At 55.5% G+C, this 15,387-nt stretch carries 14 protein-coding genes and 1 tRNA gene; 5 read left to right on the top strand and 10 right to left on the bottom strand.

The features are described 5' to 3' along the window. Together Q3981_RS06495 and Q3981_RS06490 are read left to right on the top strand one after the other, a co-directional pair. Positions 1-1,128: ATP-binding cassette domain-containing protein (locus Q3981_RS06495; protein ID WP_303124569.1), on the top strand; the 1,128-nt coding region annotated here is incomplete at its 5' end. A gap of 246 nt (positions 1,129-1,374) precedes the next feature. Continuing rightward, complete coding sequence (locus tag Q3981_RS06490) at positions 1,375-1,611, top strand: AlpA family transcriptional regulator (protein WP_081429426.1); 237 nt, start codon at positions 1,375-1,377, stop codon at positions 1,609-1,611. Between the two features lie 179 nt (positions 1,612-1,790). On the opposite strand, the gene Q3981_RS06485 is transcribed toward Q3981_RS06490, so the two are convergent. Further along, complete coding sequence (locus tag Q3981_RS06485) at positions 1,791-2,267, bottom strand: ribose-5-phosphate isomerase (RefSeq protein ID WP_303124568.1); 477 nt, start codon at positions 2,265-2,267, stop codon at positions 1,791-1,793. A 4-nt stretch (positions 2,268-2,271) separates the two neighbouring features. After that, positions 2,272-2,913 carry a DsbA family protein gene (locus Q3981_RS06480; RefSeq protein WP_303124567.1) on the bottom strand — a complete coding sequence of 214 codons (642 nt, stop codon included), beginning with the start codon at positions 2,911-2,913 and terminating at the stop codon, positions 2,272-2,274. 148 nt (positions 2,914-3,061) lie between these two features. Between Q3981_RS06480 and pepN the strand changes: the two genes are divergently transcribed. After that, a complete protein-coding gene (pepN, locus tag Q3981_RS06475) occupies positions 3,062-5,803 on the top strand; it encodes an aminopeptidase N (RefSeq protein WP_303124566.1) in 2,742 nt (913 codons plus the stop codon). Between the two features lie 66 nt (positions 5,804-5,869). Here pepN and Q3981_RS06470 read toward each other — a convergent pair whose 3' ends face one another. From Q3981_RS06470 to Q3981_RS06445, 6 genes are all read right to left on the bottom strand, one after another. Next, entirely contained in the window at positions 5,870-6,586 is a 717-nt protein-coding gene (locus Q3981_RS06470; protein WP_303124565.1) for a hypothetical protein, read from the bottom strand. A 26-nt stretch (positions 6,587-6,612) separates the two neighbouring features. After that, positions 6,613-7,125 (bottom strand): thioesterase family protein, encoded by a 513-nt coding sequence (locus Q3981_RS06465; protein ID WP_303124564.1) that lies wholly within the window; start codon positions 7,123-7,125, stop codon positions 6,613-6,615. Between the two features lie 21 nt (positions 7,126-7,146). Then, positions 7,147-8,817 carry an energy-dependent translational throttle protein EttA gene (ettA, locus tag Q3981_RS06460; RefSeq protein WP_012732008.1) on the bottom strand — a complete coding sequence of 557 codons (1,671 nt, stop codon included), beginning with the start codon at positions 8,815-8,817 and terminating at the stop codon, positions 7,147-7,149. 234 nt (positions 8,818-9,051) lie between these two features. Further along, positions 9,052-9,669 carry a single-stranded DNA-binding protein gene (locus Q3981_RS06455; RefSeq protein ID WP_303124563.1) on the bottom strand — a complete coding sequence of 206 codons (618 nt, stop codon included), beginning with the start codon at positions 9,667-9,669 and terminating at the stop codon, positions 9,052-9,054. Between the two features lie 491 nt (positions 9,670-10,160). Next, positions 10,161-10,688 (bottom strand): Dps family protein, encoded by a 528-nt coding sequence (locus tag Q3981_RS06450; RefSeq protein ID WP_012732009.1) that lies wholly within the window; start codon positions 10,686-10,688, stop codon positions 10,161-10,163. A gap of 199 nt (positions 10,689-10,887) precedes the next feature. Then, positions 10,888-13,110, bottom strand: a complete 2,223-nt coding sequence (locus Q3981_RS06445; protein ID WP_303124562.1) for a bifunctional copper resistance protein CopD/cytochrome c oxidase assembly protein — start codon at positions 13,108-13,110, stop codon at positions 10,888-10,890. 127 nt (positions 13,111-13,237) lie between these two features. On the opposite strand from Q3981_RS06445, the gene Q3981_RS06440 reads away from it, so the two are divergent. After that, positions 13,238-13,314: transfer RNA gene (locus Q3981_RS06440), tRNA-Arg, on the top strand. A 96-nt stretch (positions 13,315-13,410) separates the two neighbouring features. On the opposite strand, the gene Q3981_RS06435 is transcribed toward Q3981_RS06440, so the two are convergent. Then, positions 13,411-13,608, bottom strand: coding sequence for a hypothetical protein (locus Q3981_RS06435; protein WP_303124561.1), 198 nt, complete (start codon positions 13,606-13,608; stop codon positions 13,411-13,413). 564 nt (positions 13,609-14,172) lie between these two features. Between Q3981_RS06435 and Q3981_RS06430 the strand changes: the two genes are divergently transcribed. Beyond that, positions 14,173-15,108 carry a sugar-binding transcriptional regulator gene (locus Q3981_RS06430; protein WP_303124560.1) on the top strand — a complete coding sequence of 312 codons (936 nt, stop codon included), beginning with the start codon at positions 14,173-14,175 and terminating at the stop codon, positions 15,106-15,108. 9 nt (positions 15,109-15,117) lie between these two features. On the opposite strand, the gene Q3981_RS06425 is transcribed toward Q3981_RS06430, so the two are convergent. Beyond that, positions 15,118-15,387: nucleoside transporter C-terminal domain-containing protein (locus Q3981_RS06425; RefSeq protein WP_303124559.1), on the bottom strand; the 270-nt coding region annotated here is incomplete at its 5' end.

The following is a 15,387-nucleotide window of genomic DNA, read 5'->3' as shown; positions in this document are numbered from 1 at the left end:
GAGATCCTCCTTCTCGACGAGCCCACGAACCACCTCGACGACCGTGGCAGAGAACTTGTTATCGATCACATTCATAACCACGCTGGCGTGGTTGTCGTCGCTACGCATGATCGAGATTTTCTCGATGCGGTGTGTACCCAGATCGGCGATATCGTTCCCCGGCGCGAGGGGATTCACATTTTTAGGGGCAATTACACGGCTTATGACAAGCACCGTCGGCACGAGCGCGCTCTGTGGGAGCATCAATGGAAGACGGAGCAGAGGGAGAAAAACCAGCTAGAGCAGGATATTGAGGCGCATCATGAGTCGGCCGGCCCCAAGAAGGCGAAGCGGGACAACGAAAAGGTTATGTATGGGATGGCCGGTAACCGGGCCGAGCGTCAATTGTCCCGACGAATCCGTGCGGCGCGGCAACGTCTCACTGAGCTCGAGGAGAACGGTGTGGAACAGCCTCCTGCGGTGCTCGGTCTCGATGCGCCTTTGACCGCGCCCGTACCGCGTCGTCGGGTCGCGGCGGGATCCGACGAGGACTTCGCCATTAAATTGCAAGGACTCGTTGTCCCAGATCGTGTCCGCGTAGGGTCTTTGACTATTCGCCCGGGCGAAAAAGTGGTGATCACGGGCCCGAATGGAGCAGGCAAGTCGTCGTTACTGGGGGCTATCTCCGGCGCGGTGCCGACAGAGAGCGGGCAAGTTCGCATTGGGGAAGGTCAAAGCGTCGGTGTTCTCCACCAAGAGCAGCGGTGGGATGATCCCACACAATCAGCGGAAGATCTGTATGCGTTGGCACCCAACCCCACTGTAAGCTTCGACGAGCTCGGACTGCTGGCCCCGGAGGACGCTATTCGACCCGTCGGGGACCTCTCTATAGGCCAGCAACGACGAGTAGCGCTTGCGCTGATTGCGGCCCGCCCGCCCCACATTCTCCTTCTCGACGAGCCGACGAACCACCTCTCCGTCGACTTGATTGAAGAGGTGCAGGATGCCATCGCAAGTGCTGAGGGAACCGTGCTTGTTGTCACTCACGACCGTCGGATGATTGAGCGGTTGGAGGCCCGACACCTGATTGTTGACCACCACGAGGTGGTGGAGGGACAACGAGGGCACCGTTCAGTCGAGTTCCAATAATTAGTTTTGGCAACCATACCATTATCAGTACCCCTACTATGGGGTAACTTTTTTACCGGCTCGATAACGAATAGTTAACGATTCTTTATCGGGCAGAAATCTGCAGATTCTTTGGTAAGCAGCGCCTTTAAACGTGGGTTGAACACATACGGGGGTGTAATAAGTAGTTTAACGGATTTCATGCCGGTTTAGCTGGAGTTGTGCTACATAGCGCTCCCCTATTTTTCGGGCGTACACTCCTGACTCATGACACCGATCCTTCTTGACAAAGACTCAGGACACGAGCTGTGGACCGCAGCGCAATGCGCTGAGTTTTCTGGTACAGCGCGGGGTACATTCACCAGCTATGCGGGTCGTGGTCGCGCACCAAAGCCTGTAGCAAAGTTTCAGGGATTGACTCTCTGGGACGCTGAAGACGTAAAGCATTGGCACGAGAATCGAGTTGACCGTAGGAGAAAAAACGACTCCGACACCGACGGTTAAGCGCCACCCTGACCAGGCCATAACCACGCTGTCCGATGATGAATGCTCCTCTTCGGTGGAGGGCGAGCTAAAAGAAGATAACACCGGAAAAGGAAAAGCATCTCTTGCACGTTGTTGCGCAAGAGATGCTTTCTTTTATGGCACGTTCGTGCCCCAGCCCCGACGGTAGCCCGAGTGGCCTACTGGTCTTCAGGCAACGCGGGTGCCATCCCCGTACGTTCATACTCCGCGAGGATATCGAGCCGCCGCTGGTGGCGTTCCTCATTCGACCACGGCGTCTCAATGAAAGCGTCGACAATCTCGAGGGCTTCGTCCTCGGAGTGCTGACGAGCCCCTAAACCGATGAGCTGTGCGTTGTTGTGCTCCCGGGCAAGCTTGGCCGTCTCCACGGACCAGGCCAAAGCACAACGGGCTCCCTTGACCTTGTTGGCAGCGATCTGCTCACCATTCCCGGAACCGCCGATCACGATGCCCAATGATCCGGGATCGTTCACGACCCGGGCAGAGGCTTCGATGCAGTAAGCAGGGTAATCATCCTTGGGATCAAAGGAATGAGCCCCGCAATCAACGATCTCGTGGCCGTTCTTTTCCAAATGAGCAGCAATAGTATTTTTCAACTCGAACCCAGCGTGGTCCGCACCAAGATAAACGCGCATAGTTCTAGGGTAGCTCAGCAGTCTTGTTTTCTGGCATCTCTGTGCGAGATCGTTTCAATTCGAAGAAGTGCGGGAACGCCGCCAAGGCCACTGCCCCATCAAAGATTCGTCCAGCATCTTCCCCGCGCGGTACACGGGTAATCACTGGCCCGAAGAACGCGTTATCGCCCAACTTCAGCACCGGCGTTCCCACGTCGTCGCCGACCGCGTCCATCGCGCCCTGGTGGTGACGGCGTAGCGAATCGTCCTTCTCCGTGGAGTGCGCCACGTCGAGGTAGGACGCCGGAAGGCCAATCTCGTCCAGAGCGTCCCGAAGCACGTCGTCGAATCCTTCGCCGGCGTGGGCGTCGACTTCTTTCTTATCGTGAATCCGCGTGCCCATTGCGGTGTAGTACGCGTCTAACTTCTCCGGGTTCTCGTCGGCAATGAGGGCGGCAACGCGAGCGGGCCCCCACGTCTGCTTCATCATCTTCTTGTAATCGTCGGGAAGATCATCATTGTTCTCATTGAGAACCGACAAGCTCATAGGATGCCAAACAACCGTGATGTCCCGGACTTTTTCTACCTCTTTAATCCACCGGGATGTTACCCAGCAAAACGGGCACGAGACATCAAACCAAAAATCGACTCGTTGTTTATCGGCCATGTCATTACCTCCATGATCTGTACGTTGGCGCTGTGCTCACCGAGAGCTCATTGCTCCCGCGATTTTTCATCACCTAGTAGTCTCAATATCTGGGAACTTTATGCTCTCGCATATCCAAAGCCCTCCAGTGAAAGGACACAACGCAGGAATGTCATCAACTAATCTCACCTGGCAAGAGGCCAAGGACCGGGCCGCACTCATCGGAGTGGACCGGTACTCCATAATTTTAGACCTCACTGACGGACATGGGCTTCCTGGAGAAAAAACCTTTACATCGAAGACCACAGTGTGGTTCCACACGCGCGACGGTGTGTCGGAGGGCGATCTGGAGCAAGGAACCTTCCTGGATCTCCGCGCCTCGCGAGTAACATCTGTGCAGCTCAACGGGGCCGATGTCACGACCGATGCGATCCGTTATTCGGATAATCAGTATGACGAGGAAGCCGGTATTCAGCTTCGCAATCTGGAACCTGGCGACAACCGCGTCACGGTGTGCGCCGAATGCCGCTATTCGACGTCGGGCGAGGGGCTTCACCGTTTCGTCGATCCATCCGATAACGCCGTCTACCTCTACACACAGTTTGAAACTGCCGACGCCAAACGCGTCTTCGCGTGCTTTGACCAGCCGGATCTCAAAGCGACGTACCGGGTGCAGGTCATCACGCCCGATTCGTGGCGGCTCATTACCAATGGGCCCGTCAGCACAACGGTGACCGCTCCCCGGGCGGGGATTCTGACGACCGATGGCGAGAACTCTCAGACGACGGTCGCCATTCATGAAGCTGAGGTTGATTACCCTCTCTCTACTTATTTAATCGCCTTCATGGCGGGGCCGTACACCGAAGCCACCGATGTGTGGCGCGGAACTATTACTCCGCACCCCGAAACGTCGGACGAATCAACCGAAGCCTCGGACGATTCGGCCAGCCAGGAAGTCGAAATTCCACTCGGTCTTTATTGCCGACGGGCGCTGGCCGAGCACCTCGATTCCGAAGAACTGTTTAAGGAAACAAAACAGGGATTCGATTTCTACGCTAAGCACTTCGGTATCCCGTATCCATTTAAGAAATACGACCAAGTGTTCTGCCCTGAATACAACATGGGGGCAATGGAAAACGCCGGGGCCGTCACGATTCGTGAAGACTATGTCTTCCGGTCAGCCACCACTCGGTACCTCTATGAGCGCCGCAACGACACCATCCTCCACGAGATGGCGCACATGTGGTTCGGCGATCTCGTCACCATGAAGTGGTGGAATGACCTGTGGCTTAACGAATCATTCGCCACCTGGTCCTCGGCGCAGGCTCAAACTGAGGTCAGCGAATTCACCACCGCGTGGGTCACATTTGCCCACGTCGAAAAGGCCTGGGCATACGCACAAGACCAGTTATCGTCCACGCACCCGATTTCGACGGATGCGTCGGATATCGAAACTGTCGACCAGAACTTCGACGGAATCACCTATGCCAAGGGCGCGTCAGTTCTCAAGCAGCTAGCCGCTTATGTCGGGCTCGACGAGTTCTTCGCCGGCGTGCGGCTCCACTTCCAGCGGCATCAGTACGACAACGCCACGTTCGATGATCTCCTTGACGCGCTCGAGGAATCGTCGGGGCGCGATCTGTCCCAGTGGGCTGATCAGTGGCTCAAGACCACCGGCGTCAATACCTTGTCCGTGGATGCACAGGCTAAGGACGGGGCCTACACCTCGGTTGCCGTCAAGCAGAGTGGCGCGCAGCCGGGTGATGGTGAGCATCGCGATCACCGCATCGGCGTCGGCGTCTATTCCCTCAGGGATGGTGAGGTCGTTCGCACAGCTCACACTGAGTTGGATATCCACGGTGAGAGCACCGACGTTCCTGAGCTCGTCGGCACTCCCGTCGGCGATCTCATTCTGCCCAATGATGGGGATCTGACGTACGCGCTCATCGATCTCGACGATGCCTCCAATGAGTTTGTTCTGAATCACCTGCCGTCGATTAAGGATCCCATGGCTCGCGCTCTCTGCTGGTCGGCGGAGTGGGAGCGTCTGCGCGCTGGTCGTTTGCGCGCACGTGATTTCATCGCGCTTGTTGAGCGTGGATTGCCTCATGAGTCGGAAACCGCCGTCGTTCAGCAATTAGTTCGACAAGTTGTGTCCGCGGCCAGGAACTATGCCGACCCGACGTGGCTTGCCGACGAAGGCTGGGATGCGGTTGCTCATGCTTTGGTATCGACGGCACGGGCGGCTGATCCGGGCAGCGATACGCAGCTCGCGGCGGTCAAGGAGCTGCCTAATGTGGAGCCCACCGCGGAGACTGTTGCTATCGCGCGGGCAATTGTCGATGGTGCTCCGGAAACTGTCGAGTTGGACGGCCTCTCCATCGATACCGATATGACGTGGCTTGCTATCAAGATGCTCGCCGCGTCCAGCGGTTCCCACGGAGTGTCAGAGGACGAGGTCACAAAGCTTATCGACGAAACCTCCGCGAACGATCGTTCCTCGTTGGGCGAACAAGCGGCGATTGCGGCGCGGGCGCTTGTGCCGACGGCGGACAACAAGTCTCGCGTGTGGGATGACATCATGGGCGAAGATGCGTCGACGCTGTCGAACCGCCAGTTGTTGTCGAATGTGGCAGGGTTCAGGACTGCTGGTAGTGACGAGCTCTTGGCCGGTTACCGCGATCGTTATTTCGATGAGGCCCTCGGTGTGTGGGAGAACCTCAATGGCGAGATGGCTCTGCGGGTGCTCGCGGGGATGTATCCGTCATGGGATACCTCGGATGAGGCCATCGCTCGAGCCGAAAAACTGATTGCCGACGAAGACCTGCCCGCTGGTTTCCGCCGACTGATCGCAGAGGGTAAGGATAATCAGCGCCGCTTCGCTGCAGCGCGCGAGCACGATCGGAGCTAAAAGCTACGGCCTCGATGGCCCCTGCAACTGGGTACGCCGAGGCCTCCCCGGATATACCGGCTGGGCCTACATAGTAAGGAGGTTCAGCCGGTTCCTGCGTTGTGCGAGGACCGTCCCCAGCCTCGTGTCGGCCCTCACCCAGAGAGGCGATACGGAGACGCGCATAACATCGCCTCCGATAAATCCGAGGCTTCCCAGGGCGATAATGGCTCGCGACGTGAGCTGCGCTGTCTGTTCCGCCGTCGGCGATTCGACAGTCATAATCTTCTGGTCCAACAGCGATTGAGCTATCCCCGCTGGCCCCGATTCTGCCGTGGCTGTGTCACGGACGTCGTTATATAACGTCGCAACGGTGTCTATTGCTACGTCATCGATATGGGTGAATGTCTCTGTCAGGGGCACGGGTCCGGGCCACATTCCCGGCGTACCGGGGTGCTCCAACGAAAGAGTTAAGGGGCCACCCTCCCGAGAGTGAAAATGGGTCGACGCATCAATGGCCCGCCGCACATTCGAACAGTGCGTGATGACGTCACGAGCTGAGTCATTCCCCCACACACCACGGACCCGTCGCAGCCCAAAGGGGCCAAGCGGCGTGGTGACATAAACATCGAACCACTGATGACGCTGGTCACGAGACTCTACGGCAGCACCCGCGGCATTCGGTTGGCGCGATGGGGTATCTGCGGGATGAATCCGGACCAGCGCCGTCGAATCGAGGTGCTCTGCCCGAGACATGAAAGTAAAGAGGTCCCGAGCAACGCCGTGCTCAACGGTTATCGGCATGGTGTCCCCTGGTTAAGGCCGATGGATTACTCCGTGGAATCCGGAGGCACGAGTTGGTCGATATCGGGTTCATTATCTTGGCCCCGTTCGATTTCCCTCACGGGCCGAGTGATCATGGACTCAAGAGCCTGCCGTTCGCTGTCCGTAATTTCACGCGGAGAACCCGACCGCAGGTCAACAGCAACCTGCGTAATCTTCACTTCGCAACACACGATCCCGTCGCTATCAAGGATCAGTTGGCGAACACCAAACGACGTTCGGCCAATCCGGGTCACTTCTGAGTTCACGGTCACGGTGCGGCTGGATGGCGAAATCCCGCGTCGGTAATCCAATTCGGCATGGCGCACGAACACCTGGGGCACCGACCCTTTACCGGCGATGGACTCCATTTCTTTCAGGAATGCAACGCGGGAATCCTGCGAAAACTCAAGATATGCCGAGTTATTAACGTGGCCATACATGTCGAAGTCGGACCAACGGAGCGGCAATGACAATGTATGAACCCGGCCAGTGCGTCCGAGTACTTCACGAAACGGCATATTTCACCACGACCTAACGAGTTAGCGAGTTAACTTCCGGTGAGTCACACGGTGGGGACGCGCAGCTTCTTCACCGAGCCTATCGACCTTGTTCTTCTCATAATCTTCGAAGTTACCTTCAAACCAGTACCACTGACCTTCAGCAACATTGCCTTCCCAGGCAAGAATGTGCGTACACGTGCGGTCCAAGAACCACCTATCGTGGGAGATCACGACGGCACATCCTGGGAATTGTTCGAGAGCGTTCTCCAAGCTGGAGAGAGTTTCGACATCCAGATCGTTGGTGGGCTCATCCAATAGGATCAGGTTACCACCCTGTTTCAAGGTCAGCGCCAGGTTCAAACGGTTACGCTCACCGCCGGAGAGCACCTTGGCTGGCTTTTGCTGATCGGCGCCTTTGAAACCGAAAGCCGAAATATAAGCGCGCGATGGCATTTCGTTCTGGCCGACGATGATGTAGTCCAGCCCGTCAGAAACGACTTCCCACACGGTCTTTTCGGGGTCAATATTCTCACGGTTCTGGTCGACATAGCTGATGTCGACAGTTTTACCGACCTTCACCTCGCCGGAATCCGGCTCTTCAAGCCCCACAATCGTCTTGAACAAGGTGGACTTACCCACACCGTTCGGGCCGATAACACCGACGATGCCGTTACGAGGCAACGTGAAGGACAGATCTTTAATCAACGTACGGCCGTCGAAGCCCTTGTTGAGGTGGCTGACCTCCACGACCTGGTTACCCAAGCGCTGCGGCGTCGGAATCTGGATTTCCTCAAAGTCGAGCTTCTTGTACTTCTCGGCCTCCGCAGCCATTTCCTCGTAACGCTGCAGGCGAGCTTTATTCTTCGCCTGACGTGCCTTCGCACCCGAGCGCACCCACTGCAGTTCCTGCTTCAATCGCTTCTGCAGCTTGGCGTCTTTCTTACCCGCAACCTGTAGACGCTCGGACTTCTTCTCCAGGTACGTGGAGTAGTTACCTTCGTAGGGGTACAGCTTCCCGCGATCGACCTCACAAATCCACTGAGCAACGTGGTCAAGGAAGTAACGGTCGTGAGTAACAGCCAACACCGCGCCCGGATAATTACGAAGATGCTGCTCCAGCCAGAGCACAGACTCAGCGTCCAAGTGGTTGGTGGGCTCATCGAGCAGCAATAGATCTGGCTCAGCCAAAAGAAGCTTGGCAAGTGCTACACGACGACGCTCACCACCGGATAGCGTCGTCACTGGCGAGTCTGACGGCGGGCACCGCAGCGCATCCATGGCCTGGTCGATCTTCGAGTCCAGTTCCCAGGCGTCGGCAGTGTCGATCTTTTCCTGTAGAACGGTCATGCGTTCCATGAGTTCATCGGAATAATCCGTCGCCATTTTTTCGGCGATTTCTTCATATTCACGCTTGACTTCCCAGATCTCTCCGAGGCCTTCTTCCACGTTGCCGCGGACGGTCTTTTCCTCGTTGAGTGGAGGCTCCTGGAGCAAGATCCCCACAGAAGCACCGGGATCGAGGAACGCCTCACCATTGGAGGGCTGATCAATTCCCGCCATAATTTTCAAGATCGACGATTTTCCGGCACCGTTTGGCCCCACCACGCCGATCTTGGCCCCCGGATAAAAAGCCATGGTGACGTCGTCAAGAATGACTTTTTCTCCATGCGCCTTGCGCACGTTTTTCATTGTGTAAATGAATTCACCCATACAGTCCTCAACTCATTTTTCTATGCCACACGAACCTAGCATTCTCTGCTCACCTACTATGGCCGATAACCATAGGGTTCACCACCTCTGAAGCTGATCTCAAGGAGCAACCTCGAGAGTTAAGAGGAGGGATGGTCCCCGCGCAAGTTCCTCAGCAAAGTCTAACCGTTGAGGGTACGCAAGCACGGTGCTAACAACAACCAGTTACGACGACGCACTCACGGGAGCACGTGCTCATGCGCTCGCCAGGGCGACGTCTCGGCTGTATGAATCCTCCTGTTCGCTCAAATGCGTGGAGTCCCTCAGGGCTGTGGAGTCGGTGGAAGTGCTCGAATCACTCGACGAGCCCTCGGGGAATGGATTTCCATCCGACGTGACCGTCCCGTCCCAATCGGTGGAGAGACTCGTCACCTCCCCTGATCCCTTGGTTGCTCCAGCAGAGGAGCCGATTTCCAACGGAACCAAACGTCCTAGGCGGCTAGTCATCGCGGACGTAATGACGATCTTGTTGAGGTCAACTCCAACGTGAGAGGCCTTGATCCTCACGGAGCTCCGGGTGATCTTCTCCCCCGAGTCCAACGTCGCCTCCCATGAATGAGTGATCAGCCGACCGTATATAACAACTGGCATCCCCTTCGACACCGATTTCAGGCAGTGTGTGGCCAGCGGACCCGACATCTGGACGTCGATAAATAATGAGTCAGATGACTGCCACACACCGTCGTCGTCACGCCAACGACGATCCGACGCAACGCGCATAGTTGCGAAAGGGGTTCGACCCGATGGTGTTCGATCAACTGGGTCACTGACGACGTTTCCCACGACGGTGACCATTGCAGAATTTTGTGCCATGACGTACCTACTCTCCCTCCCACGAAGGGCGCTCCCGGTAATGGCAGAGCAGCTGAGTAGCTGATTAGCGCAGTACCGTGAAGACCTCATCGATAGAGACGATCTGAAAATGACAAACTCAGAGTGGCACACCGTGGTCCGGAAATTGGGCCTGTGAGGAGCTTCATCGGGCGGCCGCTGTGGATAAACAAAGTTATCCACAGATTTTTATCCGTGTGTTTTTCTTATCCGCGGAATGAATCCACACGGTGAAAAAGATCGGTGAAACAAAAATGGCGACCCGTGCCGAAAGAAGGGTTAAGCACCGAAGGCAGGTGTCGTCGATCAATAAGTAATCGCATGACGATAAAGAAAAACCGGACCGCGCTATCGCACAGTCCGGCTTGTGTCATTGTGAGGCCTCGTCATGACCTCCAATGACGAACAGGGAAACACGCTGCTGAATCCCGGTTCACGGGTTCAGCTAGGCGCACAGTGAAGATCGATATGTATTACTTTCCAGATGGAGTACGGGTCTCAGCGCTGATGAACCAAGCCTGCTGCTCCAGCTGCTTGATGTATTCGTGCAGCAGATCAGCACTCGTCGGGTCAGCCTCGTCAACGCGATCGTGAACCTCACGCATGGTGTTGGTTGTCGCGTTAATAGCCTCGACGACGTGGGAAATAGCGTCGTGAGTAAGGATTTCTCCTGCCGGGAACTCCGGAAGCGAGGAACCTGCGGCTACAACGGCCGTGCGACCATCGGGAATGCCATTCAAAGCACGCATACGCTCAGCGATTTCGTCGGTGCCTTCACGAGCAACCGAGACAAGCTCGTCTAAGTTCAAGTGCAGGTCACGGAAGTTCGGTCCGAGAATGTTCCAGTGAGCTTCCTTAGCAACCAGGCTCAAATCGATGAAATCAACGAGAACCTTCTGCAGATCAGAAACAACGTCGCTAGGAGCACTAAAGGCTGGAGTTGTTTGAACAGAGCTTTCAGCGGAAGCCGAACGCCCAACAGATGCTTGCGCGGAAGTCATATCTTTTCCTTCTCTCGATAAGTTGGTTTGTCGTCTCAGAGCTACGTGGACGGTGCCCGATCCCGGGCTTTTCCTTCGCTCTGCCCCTAGTTATACACCCTTCCTATACGCGTGGCAACTATTAATAAGCTGGCTTTAGATAGGGCTTAGCTATTGCCGACTTCGGGCCCCGGCCAGGCTAATCCGGCCGGTTGTCAGCTCAGTCCCCTTCACCGGACCTGCCGTTCCCTGCCCCTTTTCCACTGACATCCTGCTGCTCAACGTCAACACTGCCGGTTGGCTTACCGGAAGACGTTTTCGCTGATGAGCGCCGCCCCTTCGGCACGTTATGGTGCTCAAACTTCTTCTGGTGGAAGTAACTCCGTACCTCGTCAGACGAATAATCTGAGCTGTAGTAGTCCTGCAGTTCCCGATCCCCTGCGCCAGAGTTCAGCGCCGCTAGCATCTCGTTGTAGGCATTGAGTTCGGCCTCGTGGGTTCGGTCAGCACGACGCTCATAGCGTGCTGTTTCTTTACTATCTTCCCGACGCCATTGCAGGAAGTGAGCCGCTGTCACGATTAACAGTGGGATCTCACCGGTTGCCCACGCGATCTTGCCGCCCAGGTTCTGATCAGCCATGTAGTCGACGTGCCACGGGATCCCGAAGGTTTCATACATCGGTTGCCCGAGCGGGTAATTCAACTGCATGAGGGCAATCGCAAACCAAGCGTGGAACGGCATTGTTCCTAAGATGGTCACCATTTTGATGAACGGCGAGGTGTGGCGAGGTGCCGCGTCGATACCAATTGATATCCAGTAGAAAATGTATCCGGAGACCAAGAAGTGGGCGATCATGAATAGGTGGCCGAAGTGATACTTCATGAGAGCCTCAAATAGAGGCGTGAAGTACATAATGTAGAACCCAATAACGAATTGCGCAGCAGCCACAACGGGGTTCGTTAAAAACCGCGAAACCGGGTTATTAATAAAAGCCACAATCCACTCACGCGGCCCGGGGACACCGTCGCGTCCCGCAACGGGCAAGGCGCGGAGGAATAAGGTCACCGGACCAGCCAAAACCCAGGCAATCGGGATCGCCATCGACAAAATCATGTGCTGGATCATGTGCATCGAGAACGACACCATCGCGTACATCCCGAGGCCAGAAGACGTCGCGAAAAGTAGAAGAATGTTCCCTAGCGTCCACCACAGCACTCGGCTAAAAGGCCACTCCCCGCCCTTCTTCCGGAGATGGACGTAGGCCCACACATATAAAACTTCCGCAATTATTGCGACGGTTCCGTAAATCATGTCGAACCGCACCATGCCGAAGAGACCGCCCCACGACGGTGGCTTCGTCAGGCTGAAGCCCAACTCGAGCTCCATGACGTTGAGGTTTAGCTCTTTCGGCAAGGGTGGTGGAATGCGAGACAAAGACACGGCGACGCCGATTGTCGCGGCCATCACGACCAATTCGACGATCGCGATTTGGGAAAAGGCGAGTCGGTCTGACGGATCCTTTTCCAGCTTGGGAATCGTCATTCGTCGGTGGAGGAATCCAAAAATGCCCAGAACGATGAGCAAAACCGCTTTGGCTGTAATTACTCGGCCATAATTACTAGTCAGGAGTTCATCGACGCGGATGCGGAGCAACGCATTAACTACTCCTGAGATCGCCAAAACAATAATCGACACCAATGCTAAAAAGCTGTATCGCTTAACGATGACGTCCATGTGGGGCCCTTTGCGCAGGGCGTGCTGGATCATTGCCGCCAGGCCACCGACCCACAATGCACAAAAAACAAAGTGCCACAGGTACGAATTAACGCCATAGTCGTGGTTACCGCCGGCCGCTGAGTGCCCTTCAAGGCTGATAGGAATCAACGTCACCAGGGAGAACGCGAAGAACAGCATCTGGAAAATCCAGCGCCGCGTGCCCAAGGACCACACCACAGTGATCAGCGCGAAGATCGCGACCCACATCCAGGAACGCGCCACGGATACTTGGTCGATCGCTTCGCCCCAGTGCGCCGGGCTGAGCGTCGTCGAAAGTGGGGCTCCGGAAACATCCGACAAACTCATCGGTATGAGGAGCAGCGCGAGAACAGCCCATATAAATAAGCACCATGTTCCGGTTCGGCTTGCTTTATACCCGTCGACGTCGAGGAAACCGTCTTTTCGCGGCGGGGTACCAAAGGCTGACATCAAGAATGATCCGACGCCAATGAAACCGAACATCGTGGCCAGGCCACGGACAAACGGGAGGCCGAATGATACCGAGAAACCCGGATCGGGAATTCCTAGGGCAGACAGGGATTCGCTGTACAAGGAATAGCCGATGGCCGCCCCCACTATTCCCGCCACAAGCCCGGCGAGCACAAAGTAACCGGTAGCTGACCGGACAGGCACCGAAGAACCAGCTTTCGTCTTTACCTCCGTCATACTCCCAACCCTACCCAGCGCGGAGACAATCTAATCAACCCGAAGGACCAGTTATCAGCAAAGAGTTCAGTACTGTTATATTCGTCTAGTGGATTGCGACGAAAGCGCAACCCACGATCGATAAAATGCCCCTGTAGCTCAGTGGATTAGAGCATCCGGCTTCTACCCGGAGTGGCGCGGGTTCGAATCCTGCCAGGGGCACCACACTACCCCCGCTATGACTGGGTACACGGTCTGGACGACGTTTTATTTGTCAGCCCTGGTGCGTTCTGACAATCAATGGACTACATTTGTGTACCTCTATTTCTTGGGCCGGCTATAAATCCAATATATGACCCCGACGAGGGTTCCAAACAGGACCGTTTTCCCCCATTCCTCCCATGAAAACGAGTCATCTTTGAAGACCAAAGACCACAAGTAGAAGAAAACTAAGAGTCCGACAGCCATTCCAATCCACCATCGAATAGCTTTTAGAACCTCACCGGTTCGCTTCCGCATCGGACTCTTCCTTTCGGCTAAGCCGCCTACTTCCCAAAAACGGCAGCTAGCCCTGTCGATGAATGTTGAGAGCATAAAGCGTGGGCTCATTCAAGCTTAGGTAACGCAACCTAAGCTGTCTATATGGGTGTCGAGGGAATTTTTTATTGAAGTCTGGAATGGAACCCCCTTAGCCTTCCTTAGTAGCTTGCTGATTGTCCCTTCACACACATCAACCGGACAATGATGATCGCCACGGCGCTGTAATCTAGTTCAGACTGGAAGCACCCGGCGCGTTGCGACACGACTCGTACTCTTCCCGCCTGGGGAATAGCTCTGGATGCCCAGCATGTTGATAGCTTCCACTCTCATGACACAAATCCGTATAGTGCTCAGAGGCAGATGGCACTAAGCGGTGCGCACGTTGCTCTATCGATTAGCTTGGCGGAGTGGACCGTGGACAGGGACGCTGTTCAGCGTAAATACCCGGCGATCACCGTAAACCCGGCTGTATCAGGCAAAATAAAGACAAGTTAAATAAAGCATGCGTACAAGCACTCAGCATTAATTGATTGAGGTTGAATTGTGGACAGTCGTGATGAGCAATCCCTACGCGCGGCAAAAATGTATTACCGCGACAACCTTAGCCAAGCGGAAGTTGCCCTGGCTTTAGGCATTTCACGACCAACAACATCCAAGCTCATTCAGCATGCCCACGATCGTGGTTTCGTAACCATTACTATTCGAGATCCGCGGGAAGCGTCGTCCACCACCGCGACGGCACTAGCGACGAAATACGGCTTAACATCTGTGCGGCTCGCACAACCTGTATCGCAGACCACCGACGATATCGTCGATGCCCTTGGTCATGTCGGTGCGCAAGCCCTCCGTTCCCTCGTCGTCGACGGATCCAGTGTCGGTGTGTCGTGGGGCCGAACAATGTATTCCATTGCCCAGCATCTCACTGAGAAAAATGTTCACGACGTGACGATCGTTCAGCTGAAAGGTGGGATGTCATATACAAACCGGAAAACGAACGATATCGAAACGATCACGTTGTTTTGTAAAGCCTTTCATGCATATGCCCACACCCTCCCCCTCCCCGTCATTTTTGATAACGCCGAGACGAAAGAACTTGTAGAAAAAGACCGGTTTATCGCCAATGTTCTCGAGCAAGGGAGGAAAACTGACATCGCAGTTTTCACCGTGGGGTCAGCGGGAGAAAACAGTCTCGCCCTTAACCTTGGCAGCGTTACCCCCTCTGAGCGCACACAGCTTCGTCAACGAGCGGTGGGTGATATTTGCTCACGGTTTTTCGACGCCAACGCATCCGTCGCCGTGCAATCAGTGGACGACCGCACAGTCGGAATCACCATGGAAGACCTAGCGCAGCGTCCCGTCCGACTCCTCGTCGCGGGCGGATTACATAAAGTGCGCGCCTTGAAAGTTGCACTGAAAGCGGGAATGGCAACGCACTTAGTCACTGATCAAGCGTGCGCAGAGCGCTTACTTGAGGAATGATTGCCGACCCTAGCTTGCGACGACTCCCACAATTGCTGCGTTAATCATGTTGACGCAGAAACCTGCCAGAAGGGCAAACATTCCGAATTTGGCTATTTCACCGCGACGCTCTGGCGCTAATCCACCCATCGATCCCATTTGGATTGCGATCGAGGAGAAGTTGGCAAACCCAGCCAACGCGAAGGTTGAGATCATGACGGCTTTGTCGGAGAGTTCATCGACGTGCTTCCCGAACGAGGTGTAGCCCACGAACTCGTTGAGCACCGTCTTTTGCCCGAT

The sequence above is a fragment of the Corynebacterium sp. genome, assembly GCF_030530965.1.
Classification (GTDB): domain Bacteria; phylum Actinomycetota; class Actinomycetes; order Mycobacteriales; family Mycobacteriaceae; genus Corynebacterium.
The sequence above is the reverse complement of the archived record's forward strand: the minus strand, read 5'-3'. Positions and strand labels throughout refer to the sequence as shown.